Source organism: Bowmanella dokdonensis (assembly GCF_017254865.1).
Taxonomy (GTDB): Bacteria; Pseudomonadota; Gammaproteobacteria; order Enterobacterales; family Alteromonadaceae; genus Bowmanella; species Bowmanella dokdonensis.
In genome coordinates this window covers 1-390 of the sequence record NZ_JAFKCV010000145.1, presented here as the reverse complement: position 1 = coordinate 390, position 390 = coordinate 1, and the positions used below count along the sequence as shown (strand labels likewise).

The 390-nt window shown below is 53.6% G+C and carries 1 protein-coding gene; it reads right to left on the bottom strand.

Features of this window, described 5'->3' with window-relative positions; all coding sequences use genetic code 11:
* Nucleotides 1–390 (bottom strand): type II secretion system F family protein (locus J0A66_RS21950; RefSeq protein WP_206575969.1); only part of this gene is annotated, 390 nt, incomplete at both ends.

Below are 390 nucleotides of genomic sequence, written 5' to 3'. Positions count from 1 at the left end.
GATCAGGCCACCGATGACCACACCGAGCACTGCCATAATCATGGGCTCCAGCAAGCTGGTTAAGCCATCAACCATATCGTCCACTTCGCGCTCATAAATGGTGGCAATTTTACTCAGCATCTCATCCACGGCGCCGGACTCTTCGCCGATAGCAATCATTTGCGTCACCATATCGGGGAATACATTAGTGGCGCGCATGGCGGTATGCATGGGCATACCGCCGGCAACTTCTTTGCGGATATATAAAATGGCATCGCGGAATACGGCGTTTCCTGCCGCGCCCGCCGCAGATTCCAGGGCGCCGATTAAGGGTACACCGGCGGCAAAGGTAGTGGATAAGGTACGGGTAAAGCGAGCGATAGAAGCTTTTTTCAGGATTTCGCCAATTAC